Raw genomic sequence first — 876 nt, 5'->3', positions numbered from 1 at the left:
CACTCTTTTGTTGAGCCGGGTCCTGCCTATACCATTCTTGGTGAAGGGCAGCGAGTATGGGGCGGGCGATCGTTTGATGGCCAGCACGAAAAAAATCGCCGTTGCATGCCTTCTTTCTTCTTTTTGCCTCAAATTGAACTGATTCGATTTGATCAGCAGTGGTCACTCGCGGTTAACCTAACTGAAGACAAAGCGCGCACGCTTGCAGGCTTGAGAAAGCTTATTTGCGATGTCGCCGCTTTACCTCCGATCTCGTCACACATTCGCTCGATTGTTCATACTCCTATCAAATCTGAGTGGGATGCGCTGGTACATAAAGTCCTGACAGGGATTGAGAATGATGAGTTTAAAAAAGTTGTGTTGGCTCGCCGTTCTACTGTCCAACTGGATAACACGTTGAGCGCTGCACAACTGCTTAAAGCGAGCTATTTGAACAACCATCACAGCTTTCATTTCTTGCTGAGTTTAGACAGCAAACACAGTTTTATGGGCTCTACGCCAGAGCGTTTGTATTCTCGTGTTGGACATGAACTTCATACCGAAGCTTTAGCGGGCACTATTGGCCGCGGCGACAATGCCACTCATGATATGGAGTTGGCGAACTGGTTATCTCAGGATTCAAAAAACTTAAACGAAAACCAGTACGTCGTGGACGATATCGTGGAACGCCTTTCTCCTCATTCCGAAATGGTAGAAGTAGAAACCGAACCGAGATTGGTGCGTTTACGTAAGGTGCAGCACCTCAAGCGCAATATTCATGCAAGCTTAAAAACAGGCACAAATGGCGTACAACTGCTTTCTGCATTGCAGCCGACGGCCGCAGTGGCAGGTTTGCCTCGTAAAGAGTCGATGCAGTTCATCCTTGATAACGAGCCG

Annotated in this window: 1 protein-coding gene; it reads left to right on the top strand. The window is 47.8% G+C overall.

Annotated features, from left to right (window positions below):
* A partial coding sequence (locus R7Z50_RS25870) for an isochorismate synthase (RefSeq protein ID WP_318149525.1) occupies nt 1-876 on the top strand: 876 nt, incomplete at both ends.

It is taken from the genome of Vibrio sp. 1249-1, from assembly GCF_033340495.1.
Note: the sequence above shows the minus strand (reverse complement) of the source record. Positions and strands in the feature narration are given on the sequence as shown.